This window comes from Streptococcus merionis DSM 19192 (genome assembly GCF_000380085.1).
In the GTDB taxonomy this organism is placed as follows: Bacteria; Bacillota; Bacilli; order Lactobacillales; family Streptococcaceae; genus Streptococcus; species Streptococcus merionis.
Genome location: NZ_KB904538.1, coordinates 372,355 through 387,334 on the forward strand (window position 1 = coordinate 372,355; position 14,980 = coordinate 387,334).

Consider the following 14,980-nt stretch of genomic DNA (forward strand, 5'->3'; position numbering starts at 1 on the left):
AATTTTATAAGATTTTATTAGTTTAAAAATAAAGGAGAATGAAATTGTTAGCCAATTTATTGACTGTTTTAGGACTCGGTATTGCTGGTATTGACCCTGTTGGGATGATGATTTTGGTATCGTTTATGACTGTTGGACTTTCTAAGTCTAGAGCAATTATATTTGGACTGGGAGTTTTTTTAGGAACAACACTACTCGGCATTGCTCTATCACGCGTTCTTGGCTCAACTTTAGTAGAATTATCAAGTATCTTCGATAATTTACCCGATACAGCTTGGGTTTGGATTGGGGTAGCTATTGTCATTGTATTTAGCTATTTAGCCTATCGTAGATTAGTAACTAATAAAGATGAAGGAGAGCCTGAAAACACTAAAAGTAACAAAGGTATGTATGGAGCTATAGCTTTTATGGTTTTCACAGCAGTTACTGACCCGACTTTTTTAGCTGTTCTTGCTTTGTCTAGTAGACAACAAAATATATTTTGGGAATTTATTTTTAGCGCTGTTTGGACTTTAGTTAGTCAAGCACCCCTCTTTATTTTGGTTGGTACTATTTTACTTAATAAGCATGAGTTTTTCATAAATAGGTTTAATACTTTTTATGAAAAAAACAAGAAAAATTTAGGAAATGTTTTAACTGGTATTTTTATTTTGATTGCCGCTGTTTTTTCAATAGACTTAGTTTTGTTTTGGTTAACCGGAAGCTGGCTGATTGGATAATATGAATCATAAGGTAATAGAAGCATAACACTCAGTAGTTAAAATAATTTAAGTTTACACATTTTGCAAAAAAGAAAAAACGGCAAATTGCCGTTTTTTGCTTTCTATCAATATACTGAAACCTGATTATGTAGAGTATCTTCTTAGAATTATAGCCTAGCTTTGCGAGTAAAACTTTTCAACTTTGGGATTTACTTAGTGCGTTTTTATTTTAGTGAGTTCTTCTTTTGTTAATTGGAGCTGTTCCACTCCCCTTTTGATTCTACTGATTATGCTGTCTCAAAGTTGCCAAGGTCTTTTCAAAAACTTCTGGTACAGGTGCTGTAAAGGTCATCAGCTCTCCTGTCCTTGGATGAGTAAAGCCAAGGGTTTGAGCATGTAAAAATTGCCCATTTCCAGACAAGGATTTTTTAGGGCCATAGACGGTATCGCCTGCTACAGGATGACCGATATAAGCCATGTGGACACGAATCTGGTGGGTTCGTCCTGTCTCAAGAGAAACCTCAACTAAGGTATAGTCACCAAAGCGCTCTAAAACCTGAAACCGTGTGACAGCTGGCTTGCCTTTGGCAGTCACCGCTTGCTTCTTACGGTCTTTTTCAGAACGACCGATTGGTGCTTCAATCACACCACGATCATTTGGCAAGTTCCCATGAACGATAGCTAGGTATTTACGTAAGGATTTCTGTGCCTTTAATTCTTCTGCTAGTGCAATGTGTGCTTGGTCGTTCTTAGCAATCATAAGAAGGCCTGAGGTGTCTTTGTCGATACGGTGCACAATACCAGGACGCACGACCCCGTTGATCGCAGACAAGTCTTTAACATGATAAAGAAGAGCATTAACCAAGGTCCCGCTGGCATGGCCAGCCGAAGGATGAACGACCATCCCTTGGGGTTTATTGACCACAGCCACATCTTCATCTTGGTAGATGATGTCAAGTAAAATATTCTCAGGCATATAATCAAGAATTTCTTCTGCTACAGCTTCATAACTGATCACATCGCCTTCTTGAACCATGTATTTAGCTTTTTTAGCTTGGCCATTAACCAAAACCTTACCAGCCTTAATCTGCTCATTGGCCATCGTTCGGGACAAAGCTGTCTCATCAGCCAAAGCCTTATCTAGGCGTATGTTGGCGTTTTTAATGACTACTTCCATTAAACTCCTCTTTCAAAATATAGATAAATATCAACACCACACCAACGGTCAGATAGCTGTCTGCCACATTAAAAATTGCAAAGTCCATAAATTCTGTCTGAAACATATCAACCACATAACCAAGACGCAAACGATCCACAAAATTTCCTAGACCACCAGCAATAATCAAGACTAGACTAGACACCAGCAAGAGGCTTTCATCACTGTTTCGCCACAAATACCTGATGGCCATGGTCATGATTACCAGAGTGACCAGAAAGAAAAACCATTGTTGATTTTGCAAAATAGAAAAAGCAGCACCGTAATTTTTAAGATAAGTCAAGCTCAAAACATTTGGAATAAAGCTCTGTGTCTCACCCAAACCAATATGCTTGACCGTGTAGTATTTGACCCACTGATCCAGAGCGATCATCAGTATAATTACCAAGACAAGGATTTTCTTTTTCATCTCTTCCTCTTTTTATCGAAATACTCTTGCATGACTGCAACAAATTTTTCAGCGACAGGCGACAGCTCCTGATCTCTACGCTTGACATAAACCATACGATTCTCTTGCCCATCTTGAACAGGAATAACCGTAATCCCGTGCACACTTTCACTGTCTAAAAAGCCAGAACCTGTTGCAAAAGCATCTGTCCGTTCTAAAATGCCGTTTAAAGTCGCGCGATCCGTCACGTTAAAGGTTTCACTGGCATCGCTGGTATCAAAGAAATTCTCAGAATAATAGAGATACTCTTCCTTTTCTTGCGCAAAACGTACCATCGGTAATCCTTTAAGATCTTCCAAATCAATCCATTCTTTTTGAGCTAATGGATGCCCTTTCCTCAGGTAGATATGGGTTTGAAAATCAATCAAATCAACGATTTCAAGCTCCAATTTGTTTAACTTTTGGGTAATCCCTTTGACATTTGTTTTATTAAGATAGATGATCCCAAGCTCGCTAAGTCCCTGAGCAACTTCATTCAAAATTTGAACAGTTGTTGATTCAAAAATTCTGAAATGAGAATACTCTGGATAAACTTCTGAAAATTCTACCATCAACGGTGGTAAAAAATCATAATGCTGACTAGAAATCGAAAACTCTTCTTCGTCATCGTCCGTTTGCAGGTATTGATTTTCAAAAATGTCAAACTGTTTAACCATCTCGACTGCTTTTTCGTAAAAGATCATCCCTCTTTGAGTCAAAACAGTGCCAGAGCTAGTCCGATTAAAGATCTTAAACCCTAATTCCTCTTCCAAATCACGAACCGATATGGAAAGACTTGGTTGACTAACGTACATTTTTTCAGCTGCTTCTCGAAATGTTCCATTGTTGGCAATCGCAACAACATATCGTAATTGTTGAATATTCATAAAACGTCCTCTGCTTGTTTCCTTATTATACCAGAAATTTAAATCAGCCGCTAACCTTTGATGAGCAAAAAATAACAGCTAAAGTCACTCTAGAGCAACCCTAACTGTCAGTGTGTTTATCAGCGAACGCCCAAAGCAATACGGGCGTAGCGACTCATTTTATCAACTGTCCAAGCAGGAGACCAAACCAAGCGCACATCTAAGTCCGTCACTTCAGGAACTTGAGCAACCACATCATAGATCTGATCTGTCAGAAGATCCGCTAAGGGGCAGCCCATAGTCGTCAAGGTCATATCAATCTCCGTCTTTCCTTGGTCAAAGCGGATTTCATAGACCAAGCCAAGGTTGATGATGTCAATGCCAAGTTCTGGGTCAATCACCAGCTCCAAGGCTTCGAAGATTTTTTGCTTAATCTCTTCTACTTCTTCTGGTGTGTAAATCTTTTCTGTCATCTCATTCCTTTCTGATCTGCATTTTCCAAAAGTCCTGATTTCTGACTTGCCCTTAATCCTCAATAAAATCTCTAAGAGGTTTACTACGGCTTGGATGGCGGAGTTTGCGAAGAGCTTTCGCTTCAATCTGACGGATTCGCTCACGAGTCACATTAAAGACCTTGCCAACATCTTCCAAAGTGCGCATTTTGCCATCATCAAGACCGAAACGTAGGCGCAAGACATTTTCCTCACGGTCTGTCAGTGTATCAAGGACTTCATCCAACTGCTCACGTAAGACGATACGAGTGGTGTACTCTTCTGGGCTTTCAATAACTTCATCCTCGATGAAATCACCCAAATGACTGTCATCTTCTTCACCGATTGGCGTTTCAAGCGAAACGGGCTCCTGAGCAATCTTGAGAATTTCACGAACCTTGTCAGGGGTCATATCCATTCGCTCAGCGATTTGTTCAGGCGTTGGATCTTGTCCCAATTCTTGCAAGAGATTCCGCTGTTCACGAACCAATTTATTAATCGTTTCAACCATATGCACAGGAATGCGAATGGTACGCGCCTGATCAGCAATAGCACGCGTAATTGCCTGACGAATCCACCAAGTAGCGTAAGTAGAGAACTTAAATCCTTTAGAGTAGTCAAACTTATCGACAGCCTTCATAAGCCCCATGTTGCCTTCCTGAATCAAATCCAGAAACTGCATACCACGCCCCACATAGCGCTTAGCGATAGACACCACCAAACGCAAGTTAGCTTCAGCCAGACGTTGCTTGGCTTCCACATCACCAGCTTCAACCAAAAGAGCCAACTCTTGCTCTTCTTCATTGGTCAAAAGCGGGACAACACCGATTTCTTTCAAATACATGCGGACAGGATCATTGACCTTGGCAGAGTTGCTACCAAGCAATTCTTCGTCTGAAAGCGGCACTTCCTCTTCGTTTTGCATCACACGAGCCGATGGGTTACCTTCCTTGTCAATAATCGAAATCCCAGCGTCCTGTATCCGTTGAAGGAGATCGTCAATCGCTTCGGCTTCAAGCCCGAAAGGCACAACTAATTTTTCATTGATATCATCATCAACAGCATTTCCATCCTGCTTGCGGCTACGAATGTACTCGGCCACTTGGACGTCAAAGGTAGTCACTTCTTTTTTGGTGTCTTTTTTTGTTGCCATATATTACTCCATATTTCTTTTTAGGGCGATTAGCCGATTGAGCTCTTCTAAAGCAGCCAGTTCATCACCTGCATTGGCTTGCTCGCGAATGCGCTGGGCAGTCTGTCGATTGTCGCGCTTGAGCAACTCCCGCTGACGGGTTCGCTCGATTTGATAAAGTTCATCAGTCGCAACTTCCTCAGGTAAATCTTCTTCCATGGCCATGTACCAAGCCTGCTGAACACTCTCATCCATCTGACTAAGCTCAACTGAGGTAATTTCGCCTTGCTGTGACAAGGACTGATAAAGGGTCTGCAACTCAGGAGAAATAAACTGAAATTCCTCCTTCTGCCGATAATCATTCAGGATATAGGCATGATGGACCATACGGTTAAAGAGTTGGTTCTCCGCACGTTGCAAGGGGCTAACTTGACGCAAGAAGGGCATCTCCGTGATCTGCTTGCCTTGTGGACGTCTACTTTCTTGCACAAATTCTTGACGCTGGTGAACTCTAACTTGATTGACTGTTGCTTCTACTTGATTATAGTCAAAGTCAGGCAAAAGCTCCGCCAATTTGTGGATGTAGGTATTCTGAGCTGTGATGGATGGCGTCTGCGCAATAACAGGAGCCATTTGCTCAACAAAGGCAATCTGCGCCTGTAAATTGTCTAGATTGTCTGGTTTGAGATAATAAAGCAGAAATTCCACAGGACTCAGCCGTTGCTTAGCCAGAAATTCTGCCAAAGCTTCTTCTGAATTTTTAATGATAAATTCATCTGGATCCATCTGGTCCGGCAGACGAACAATCTCAACGACAAAGTCTCGTAATTCCTCCAAAGCCTTAGCTGTTGCTGCCTGACCTGCTTTATCACCATCATAAACCAGAACGACCTTTTGAGTGAAGCGAGACAGGTGCTTGACATGCTCTGGTGTTAAAGCAGTTCCCATTGAGGCAACCGCATTTTCCACTCCAGCTCGATAGGCCGCAACAACATCCATAAAGCCTTCCATGATATAGACTTCGTGATGTTTTTTGATAGAAGCCTTAGCCTGATCCAGATGGTAGAGTTCGTAACTCTTATTGAAAATTAGACTAGCGCGACTATTTTTGTACTTGGCTTGCTGGGTATTGGCGCTAGCTTCTGCTGTCCAAATCCGACCAGAAAAAGCAACGATTCTGCCATATTCATCCGCCAGAGGAAACATGATCCGATTCTGAAAGGCATCATAGATCATCTGGTTTTCACTTGGGTTAAAAAGGGCGGAGTTAAGCAAGGTCTGTTCATCAAACTGCTGAGACAAGGCCTGGTAGAGATAGTTAGCCTCATTGGGTGCCAAGCCGATTTGGAAATGCTTGATCATGTCATCTGAAAGACCACGCTCGTAGAGATAGTGCCTAGCCTTCTCGCCTAGCTTTGTCGTCATCAACACCGTATGGTAAAAGTCCGCAGCAGCCTTATGAATATCATAGAGCGGTTGATGCGGGCTAACTTCCTGACGACGCTCCGCTTGTTGAGGTTGAGCGATCTGGATACCGGCCTTTTCAGCCACAACAGCGACACTGTCTAAGAAAGACAGGTCACGATAGTCCTCGATAAATTTGAAGACATCACCAGACTTACCACAACCAAAACAGTGGTAAAATTGCTTATCCTCAACAACGTTAAAAGAAGGAGTTTTCTCACCATGAAAAGGGCAGAGACCTAAAAAGTTACGACCTGTCTTGGTCAGACTAACCACTTCTCCGATGACATCAACGATATTGACATGACGCTTAATCTCATTGATCAAGTCCTTATCCACGATATCATCACCTCCTTAGATGCAAACTCTGAGCACAGTATAACATATTCATCATATCATTTTTGCTATCGAAAGTAAATCAGAAAATCTGTGCTGAAAATGCTTGAAATTTTCAACACCTTAATTCATATCTCTTGACTAGGTCTTAAGACTGAGATATACTAGAGAAGTAAAAAATAAAAGGAGTTTAACACTATGTTAAAAGATTTAAAAGCATTCTTATTCCGCGGTAACATTCTTGACCTTGCTGTGGCAGTTATCATCGGTGGCGCTTTTGGTGCTATCATCACTTCACTAGTGGAAGACATCATCACTCCACTTATCCTTAACCCAGCTTTAAAGGCTGCTAATGTCGAAAACATTGCTGATTTGGCATGGAATGGCGTTAAATATGGTAGCTTTTTGAGCGCTATCATTAACTTCCTCATCATTGGTACATCACTCTTTTTCATTGTGAAAGCTGCTGAAAAAGCTATGCCTAAGAAAGTTGAAGAAGAAGTCGTTGAAGTTGAAGCACCAACTCAAGAAATGCTTCTTACCGAGATCCGTGATCTTTTAGCTAACAAATAATATTGAAAGAGGCTTCTTTTGGAAGCTTTTTTCTTTGTCACAGTGAACACTTCACTAAAAACCTGTAGTTACAAGAGAACTACATTGATTCTAGGGGTCGGACTGTTTTTGAGTAATGGGATCAATTCCACCAGATAAAAGGCCATCTTTACAATTTTCACCCCACTACACTTGACAAAGAGACACAAAAAACAGCCCGAAGGCTGTTTTATTTCAGAAATTAGAATTTCTTACGTTTGCGTGCTGCTTCTGATTTGCGTTTGCGTTTCACAGATGGTTTTTCATAATGCTCACGTTTACGCGCTTCTTGAAGCGTACCAGCTTTGGTCACAGAACGTTTGAAACGACGAAGGGCATCGTCAAGTGATTCATTCTTGCGTACGACTGTTTTTGACATTCTTTTCACTCCCTTCAATTTCAAAGATATTACTTTTCTATGTTACTAGACTTTTGATTATTTGTCAAGGAATAAAAACATTTTCATAAAAAAGACACAATTAAGGTCAGAAAAGCTAACCCGCCTTGTTTGAAAATAATGCTCGGCTGACTGGTTACTCCGCCATATGTTGCTACAAGGAGGATATAGAGCATCAGCAGCCTTAGCCAAATCATACTTGGAAAAACAAACACTGCTAGAAGCGTTAAAACTGCTATCAGGCCATTATAAACACCTTGATTCTTAAAAAGGGTTTGAACAGTCGGATTAGCCAGCTCTTCTTGACTCATCTTAAAGACACGCGCTGTCGCTTGTGATGTCGTCGCAAACGTTTCAAGATACATGATGTAAAAAATTCCACTGCTACAAGTGTAGCCAATATTTTAAGCATCACGGCTGTCACTTCTCCATTTCCTTTTGTACAATGAAAAACTTATAAAATATAGTATCCACTCTGAGGGAATCGAACCCCCATTTCAAGAACCGGAATCTTGCGTGATATCCATTACACTAAGAGTGGCAACTACTATAGTCTATCAAATTTCATATCATTTGACAAGACATGTGCTAAGGATTAATCAATTTTACGATCTGATGTTGTCAAAAACAACATTACCTTTTATAATGATAGTAAGTCATAGAAGAATCTAGGCGCGCACGTCAATTGCGTAGTTTAAGTTAGTTTTTTCTTGAAATAATGATTCTGATGGAGATACGATGAAAAAAGAGACAAAGCATTCTGAAATGGATCTTCTACTTCTAGCTGGTAGAATTCTTCTGGAAAGTGGTGCTGAAATTTACCGTGTTGAGGAAACGATGACTCGAATGGCTGAGGTTTTAGAATTAGACCAATTTGGAACCTACGTTGTGAATCGAGCAATTGTGACTTCTGCCCTTAACACAAAAGGGATATCAGAGTCTCGGACGATGACTGTTGCCGAAACTAGCATTAACCTTGGCCGTCTTGAAGCTGTCAACACCTTTTCTCGGAATTTATCTCAACACAAATCTTACGATATTCCCAGCCTCTATCAGGAACTTCAAAACATTGAGACGAGCCATTACCACTCTGATTGGCAGGTGATTTTAGCTTATTTTGCAGGAGCTGGTGGCTTCTCCCTAGCGCTTGGAAGCACTGCTGGCGATTCACTAGCTTCTGCACTGACCGGCGCTCTTCTAGGCTGTTTTTTTCAAATGATTACCCCTTATATTCAGACACGCTTTCTCCTTAATATCTTTGGGGCAAGCTTTGTAGCATTGATTGCTAATCTCCTCTACTTTGGAGGATTGGGGCAGCATCGCAGTTTGATAATTCTTGGGACACTCATGGTCATGATTCCTGGCGCTTTCTTCGTTAATGCGATTCGGGAATTCTCACAGAATAATTATTTTACAGGCTTGTCCTTATCCATGTCGGCTCTTTTGACTTGCAGTGCTATCTCTGCTGGTGTGGCTGTTACAATTGCTTTTTTGCCTTTTGCAGACCAGATGACTAGTACCTTTACACAAGCAGAAGTGACACCTGTCAAACTCCTTGTACAGATTCTATCTGCTGGATTCGGGACAGTTGCCTTCTCCATTCTTTACCAGACACCTAAACGCCACTTCCTTGATTTAGGGATTTTAGGTGGACTCACATGGGGTCTTTATCGGATTCTCTGGCATTTTTTCCAGATAGAAGCCTTGGCTGTTTTTGTACCGGCTCTTCTCGTAGCAGCTGTATCCAGAATTTTAGCCATTAAACGAAAGAGTCCTGCAACTATTTTTCTATCAACCAGCATGTTTCCCTTGATTCCTGGACTGAGTTTTTACCGAGGCATCTATTTTTTCCTGACAGGATCTGAAGTGTTAGCTATTGAACACCTGCAAAGTAGCTTTATCACAGCTTTTACAATCACCATCGCGATTACCATTGTTCAGCAAGTATCCATGAAACGTTTTATTCGCAATACCGTTCGTTCAAAAGATTTAAAAGCCTAGAAAGGGCTTTTCTCTTTCAATTTATCTTTACAAGCTAGATGACGAATTAATATAGACTTGTTCGGAAACGAAAAGAGGTTTCAGAGTTCAGACTTTTCTACCGCCTGAGGGAGCTGGTTGCAGCAACAATTTGAAAACTGAGAACGATAATCTATTAAAGGAATAGCCTTTCAACGAGTTTTCGAACAAGTCTAATGGCTAACCCCCCACTAAGAACTATAACTTTTCTCCACGCTTCATGATAGATAGTGTAAAAGCAGGCCTTAAGACACTGCTTTTACTGTCAGGATAGGACTTTATACCTCGTCCTCATCAATGGTCTTGATAGCTTTCGCAGGAACTCCTGCAACAATGGTATTTGCTGGAACATCCTTGGTCACCACTGCTCCTGCGCTGACAATGGCATTTTCTCCAATCGTGACACCTGGTAAAATAGTCGCACCAGCACCAATCCAAGCATTTTTCTTAATGTGGACAGGGCTTAAAATAACACCGCGACGCTTCTTCGGTGATACTGGATGATTGACAGAGGCAATCTTAACAAAGGGCGCAATCAGCACATCATCTTCGATGATAATACCACCCAAATCAACAAACATAGCACCAGTATTGATAAAAACATTCTTTCCAAGACGGATGTGAGAACCAAAATCCGTATAAAAAGGTAAAGCGATAGATACTGAGTCGTCCAGACTGTCCCCAGTTAAGGTTTCAAAAATTTCTCGAATCTCTTGTGAGCTAGTCAGTGGATTTTGCAACTTTAAAGCATGTTGCTGGTTATCCTTAACTTGTTCATGGATGGCGATAAAAGCAGCATCTGTTTTCTCGATAAGCTGATTGATTGGGTAGGGATTGGTAAACATAAAACTCTCCTTAAAAATAGGTTCTAAGAAGATTATAGAAGAAATCCTCTTTAATTACAAATAGTTATCAAAGATGTTCAATTATCGTTTTTAGCCATTGTTAAGCATCTTAGCTAATAATGGTAGTTCTCTCGTCAGAACCTTGATTGAATCAGAGGAGGGCACCTTTATTTCCAAAAAGCATGCCGATGAAGAGCCTCGTCATTGTCAGAATCTGTACTCATACATTCTAAGTCTAATTTTCCGCTACTCATGGTTCGTTTTTTATAAAATACCTTACTTGTTTTAATCTCCAAGATTTCTTATCAATTTTATAACATTGACCGCTTCGATCAAGCCTTAAAGTTAAGTAAAAAACGATTGCAATATCTGAAAAAATATGGTTAATATGCTAAAATGAAAGATGTATCAATTGAAAAAGGCTTTGCCGAAAAGGAGATTATTATGTCAACTATCGACGATCGTTTACGAAAATATGCGCAAGCTATCACTCAGGTAGGTGCTAACATACAACCCGGCCAACGTGTTTGGATCAATTGTAGCACCGACTCTCTTCCACTGACCCGTCTCGTGGTTGAAGAAGCTTACAAACTTGGCGCTTCTGACGTTCATGTTAAATTGACCGATGATGCTATCACGCGTTTGCATGCTGAATACAAAACAACAGAATACTACTCAGAATTACCACAGCATGTCATTGATGAGATTAACTTTTACTTGGATGATAATGTGGTTCTGATCCGTATTAACTCATCTGCACCTGACCTTTTGGCTGGCATTGATTCAGAAAAATTAGCGGCTGCCGCTAAAGTAACTGGTGAAAAAATGACCTACTACCGCTCACGTGTCATGTCAGATAAGAACTCATGGACTATCGCTGCTTATCCCTCACCAGCCTGGGCAAAATTGGTCTTCCCAGACGAGCCTGACGAAGAGACAGCTGTTGCCAAGCTTTTAGATGCTATGCTAGAAGCAACTCGCATCAATGTAGAAGACCCTGTCAAAGAATGGCAAGAACATCGCACCCGTCTCAGTGAAAAAGCGACTTACCTCAATGACAAGCACTACAAAACCCTCCACTACACTGCAGAAGGCACCGACTTGACTATTGAGTTACCAAAGACACACCTTTGGATCGCAGCTGGCGGCTACAACGAAAAAGGAACTGCTTTTGTACCAAATATGCCAACCGAAGAAGTCTTCACAGCTGCTGAAAAAACAGGCGTTAACGGCTATGTATCTAATAAAAAACCGTTGTCATACCAAGGTAATATCATTGACGGCTTCAAATTGCACTTTAAGGACGGCGCTGTCGTTGACTTTGAATGCGAACAGGGCTACGATGTTTTGAAGAACTTGCTTGAAATGGATGAAGGCTCACGCTTCCTTGGTGAGGTGGCTCTCGTACCACATGATTCACCGATTTCAAACTCAGGGCTCCTCTTCTTCAATACCCTTTACGATGAGAATGCTGCTAACCACGTCGCACTTGGCGCCGCTTACCCGACTAACATCGAGGGCGGTGGTGACATGACTCCTGAAGAAGTTGCTGCAGCAGGTATTAACCAATCAGCTGCTCATGTTGACTTCATGATTGGTTGTGCAGATATGGATATCGACGGGATCCTTGAAGACGGCACACGTGAACCCGTCTTTCGTAATGGTAATTGGGCATTCTAACGCGCCAATGTGATTGGCAATCAACACTGAAAACGCTAGGCTTTCCCTTAAACTGTTCCAGCTAAAAAGAGGAGGAGATTTTCTCCTACCTCTTTTAATCATTTTTCTGAAAATGGAGAATTCCTCATGAACATTATCAAAATTGTCAATGACGTTGCTCGCGAAAACACCTACATTCTGGAAAACGATAGCCATGTGCTTGTCGTAGACCCAGGTAGTAATCGCCAAACGATTCAAAATAAGTTAAATCAGTTGAACAAACCTGTAGTAGCTATCTTGCTGACCCACACTCACTATGATCACATTATGAGCTTAGATGCTATTTACGATGCCTTTGGACAACCCGATATTTATGTCGCCGAGGAAGAAAAAGATTGGCTAGTGACTCCTGAGCTCAACTTGTCAGGGCTGTCCCGTCACGATGATATGGCAGATGTGATCATCAAAGCTCCCGTCAAAACATTTGACCTTCAGCAGCCTTACAATTTGGAAGGTTTTGAATTTACCGTTGTACCGACTCCTGGGCACTCTATCGGCGGGGTATCCTTTGTATTTGAGCAGGAAAATTGCGTCCTCACAGGAGACGCTCTGTTTAGAGAAAGCATCGGTCGAACAGACTTGTTTACCGGATCGTTAAGTCAGTTGAAAGAGAGTATTATCACACATCTCTTTACACTTCCAAAACATTATACTGTCCATCCTGGGCATGGTCAGAACACAACAATTGCCCATGAAAAGACATTCAACCCCTGGTTTCACTAGACTTATTTATAAAAAGAAAATATTTTAAAAGTCAGTTTCCCCATCATCTAAACAGTCAATTGTAATAGTGAAACCTTACAATGATAGCCTGAACAAGTCTACTCAAAAGAGGCCTATCACTGTACAATCCTTGATGTTCTGATGATTTTTAACATCCTAATGACAGGCAATGGCAAACTCTTGATCAGTAGCTAGTGTTCAATAAAGATAGTCTTGCTACTACAGTTGATTGAAACATTTGTATCAAAGGAAAGATTGCAGGTAGCAATAATTTTTTGAGTCGACTTCTTGAGTCGACTTCTTTTTGTAGGAGCTTGAATTCACCTATAAAACATTTTGATTCAGGAAATCTTTTTTGAGCATCGAGCTAGCTTTTGAAAGAACACTGATGGTATGTTAGAAGTAGTGAGTGAAAGTGCTTAGCTGTGAATACAGGCTCTTATAATCACTATCATTAAACGTAAACGAACGATTTATGTTAGGCGTTTGACCTGAATCATGGAGTCCACTCAGGCCTTATTTATAATGAAAGGGTGATAAAATTTACAAAAAAACATATATAGCTATGGATGATACAGACAATTTATGGTAAAATAGTAAACTGGTTTGAAAGATATTTTTTTACGATTGCTTCAAGAATATCCTATTTTGAAGCAATCGTGAAGAGTAAGTTTTAATTTTAAATAACAGAAGGATGAAAAATGAAGAAAATTATTAGATCTTTAATTGCTTTGTTAATAGTCTTTACCACACTGACTGGGCTTGATCATGCTTATGCCAAAGAAAAAGCTGTCTCATCTACCGTCACTTACAAGCTTAAAGAAACTCTAAAGAGTAGTCCAGATAGGGGCCATACTGTAAAAAATAAGAGGTCACGAAGAGCGGCTGACGGAGATAATCAAGAGAAGATTTCTATTCCGGTAGAAAAAAGATGGATTGGTCCGACTGGATATGATATTAAAATAAAGCTTTTGGCAAACGGTGTGGAAAAAGATGAGGTAACACTTAAAAGATGGGAACAAGATAACGAGGTTTGGAAGCATATCTTTGAAGGTCTACCCAAATATGACGACAACGGGAAAGAAATCATCTATACCGTCAAAGAAGAGCTGGATGAATATGACAGGAAGATATACAAAAGCAAGATTACTGGTGATATGGAAAATGGATTTGTCATTACAAATACCTGTATCCTTAAAAGAGATATCTCTGTTGTAAAGTATTGGAATGAAGATGCACCTGGTCCTGAGGCGGTAATGCATTCAGAAGGTGCTTCTAGTGGTTTACCTGCTTTAGGAGAAAAGAACCAATTGTCAAAGAATCCAATCCCAGATTCGATCAAATTTCGTTTGTTTGCAGACGGTAAAGAGATTGATAAGGGGACCTTATCAAAAGAAAATAACTGGAGATATGATTTTAAAGACCTTCTAATATTTAACCAAACGGACGGCCGTGAGATAAAGTACTCGGTAAAAGAAGATAAAGTAAAAGGCTATAGAACAGAATATGAAGACCATGGAGAGGGATTCCTTTATATCATCAATAAGTCTGTGATTGATATCCCAGTAAAAAAGAAATGGGTTGGAAAAGAAGGGGAATCTGCAACAGTAAGCCTATATAAAGAATATCCAACGCGACAATGGAGCAATGAAAAAGGGGACTTTGAAGTTGTAACCCGAAAAGAAAAGGTGCAAACCATTAAATTAACCAAGAAAACTGGTTGGAAGCATACCTTTGAAGATCTAGATGAATTTGTTACCGGTCCCGGAAAGCGAAGAGAATGGTTCGAAGATGATGAAACCAATGATAACGGTGCTGACGCAGCTGATAATGATGAGATGAATGATAACGATGATGACGCAGGTGATGACTTTGACGCTGGTCATCCGTCATTTCCTCAAATAAATTATCCTTTGAAAATTAAATACACTATTGAAGAAGAAAAAGTTGAGGGCTATGAAACAAATATCACAGGTGACGCTGACAATGGATTTGTGATTACCAACACTCATCAAGCTTCCATCACTACCACGGAAGCCCCAACGACAGAGAC

At 40.6% G+C, this 14,980-nt stretch carries 14 protein-coding genes, 1 tRNA gene and 1 pseudogene; 6 read left to right on the forward strand and 10 right to left on the reverse strand.

Annotated features, from left to right (window positions below):
- The first annotated feature begins 38 nt into the window (after positions 1-38).
- A complete protein-coding gene (locus tag A3I5_RS0101785; protein WP_018372908.1) occupies positions 39-719 on the forward strand; it encodes a hypothetical protein in 681 nt (226 codons plus the stop codon).
- A 262-nt stretch (positions 720-981) separates the two neighbouring features.
- On the opposite strand, the gene A3I5_RS0101790 is transcribed toward A3I5_RS0101785, so the two are convergent.
- The 6 genes from A3I5_RS0101790 to dnaG all read right to left on the reverse strand — a co-directional run bounded on the left by A3I5_RS0101790 (position 982) and on the right by dnaG (position 6,639).
- On the reverse strand, positions 982-1,878 hold the full coding sequence (locus A3I5_RS0101790; RefSeq protein ID WP_018372909.1) for an RluA family pseudouridine synthase: 897 nt from the start codon (positions 1,876-1,878) through the stop codon (positions 982-984).
- Entirely contained in the window at positions 1,862-2,326 is a 465-nt protein-coding gene (gene lspA, locus A3I5_RS0101795) for a signal peptidase II (RefSeq protein WP_018372910.1), read from the reverse strand. The genes A3I5_RS0101790 and lspA overlap by 17 nt, the downstream gene beginning before the upstream one ends.
- Entirely contained in the window at positions 2,323-3,231 is a 909-nt protein-coding gene (locus tag A3I5_RS0101800) for a LysR family transcriptional regulator (protein WP_018372911.1), read from the reverse strand. The genes lspA and A3I5_RS0101800 overlap by 4 nt, the downstream gene beginning before the upstream one ends.
- Before the next feature lie 119 nt (positions 3,232-3,350).
- Positions 3,351-3,683, reverse strand: a complete 333-nt coding sequence (locus tag A3I5_RS0101805; protein ID WP_018372912.1) for a metal-sulfur cluster assembly factor — start codon at positions 3,681-3,683, stop codon at positions 3,351-3,353.
- Positions 3,684-3,735: 52 nt separating this feature from the next.
- A complete protein-coding gene (rpoD, locus tag A3I5_RS0101810; RefSeq protein ID WP_018372913.1) occupies positions 3,736-4,854 on the reverse strand; it encodes an RNA polymerase sigma factor RpoD in 1,119 nt (372 codons plus the stop codon).
- Between the two features lie 3 nt (positions 4,855-4,857).
- Positions 4,858-6,639, reverse strand: coding sequence for a DNA primase (dnaG, locus tag A3I5_RS0101815; RefSeq protein ID WP_026216871.1), 1,782 nt, complete (start codon positions 6,637-6,639; stop codon positions 4,858-4,860).
- A gap of 192 nt (positions 6,640-6,831) precedes the next feature.
- Here dnaG and mscL point away from each other — a divergent pair, with 192 nt between their 5' ends.
- On the forward strand, positions 6,832-7,206 hold the full coding sequence (gene mscL / locus A3I5_RS0101820; RefSeq protein WP_018372915.1) for a large conductance mechanosensitive channel protein MscL: 375 nt from the start codon (positions 6,832-6,834) through the stop codon (positions 7,204-7,206).
- Positions 7,207-7,426: 220 nt separating this feature from the next.
- On the opposite strand, the gene rpsU is transcribed toward mscL, so the two are convergent.
- From rpsU to A3I5_RS0101835, 3 genes and pseudogenes are all read right to left on the reverse strand, one after another.
- Positions 7,427-7,603, reverse strand: a complete 177-nt coding sequence (gene rpsU / locus A3I5_RS0101825) for a 30S ribosomal protein S21 (protein WP_002884573.1) — start codon at positions 7,601-7,603, stop codon at positions 7,427-7,429.
- 83 nt (positions 7,604-7,686) lie between these two features.
- Positions 7,687-8,033, reverse strand: a pseudogene (locus tag A3I5_RS11470) (DUF1304 domain-containing protein).
- 57 nt (positions 8,034-8,090) lie between these two features.
- Positions 8,091-8,162: transfer RNA gene (locus A3I5_RS0101835), tRNA-Arg, on the reverse strand.
- A 197-nt stretch (positions 8,163-8,359) separates the two neighbouring features.
- On the opposite strand from A3I5_RS0101835, the gene A3I5_RS0101840 reads away from it, so the two are divergent.
- Entirely contained in the window at positions 8,360-9,622 is a 1,263-nt protein-coding gene (locus A3I5_RS0101840) for a threonine/serine exporter family protein (RefSeq protein ID WP_018372917.1), read from the forward strand.
- A gap of 296 nt (positions 9,623-9,918) precedes the next feature.
- Here A3I5_RS0101840 and A3I5_RS0101845 read toward each other — a convergent pair whose 3' ends face one another.
- A complete protein-coding gene (locus A3I5_RS0101845; RefSeq protein ID WP_018372918.1) occupies positions 9,919-10,485 on the reverse strand; it encodes a DapH/DapD/GlmU-related protein in 567 nt (188 codons plus the stop codon).
- A gap of 444 nt (positions 10,486-10,929) precedes the next feature.
- Here A3I5_RS0101845 and A3I5_RS0101850 point away from each other — a divergent pair, with 444 nt between their 5' ends.
- From A3I5_RS0101850 to A3I5_RS0101860, 3 genes are all read left to right on the forward strand, one after another.
- Positions 10,930-12,165 carry an aminopeptidase gene (locus tag A3I5_RS0101850; protein WP_018372919.1) on the forward strand — a complete coding sequence of 412 codons (1,236 nt, stop codon included), beginning with the start codon at positions 10,930-10,932 and terminating at the stop codon, positions 12,163-12,165.
- A gap of 126 nt (positions 12,166-12,291) precedes the next feature.
- A complete protein-coding gene (locus tag A3I5_RS0101855) occupies positions 12,292-12,927 on the forward strand; it encodes an MBL fold metallo-hydrolase (protein ID WP_018372920.1) in 636 nt (211 codons plus the stop codon).
- 701 nt (positions 12,928-13,628) lie between these two features.
- Positions 13,629-14,980 (forward strand): Cna B-type domain-containing protein (locus tag A3I5_RS0101860; protein WP_026216872.1); only part of this gene is annotated, 1,352 nt, incomplete at its 3' end.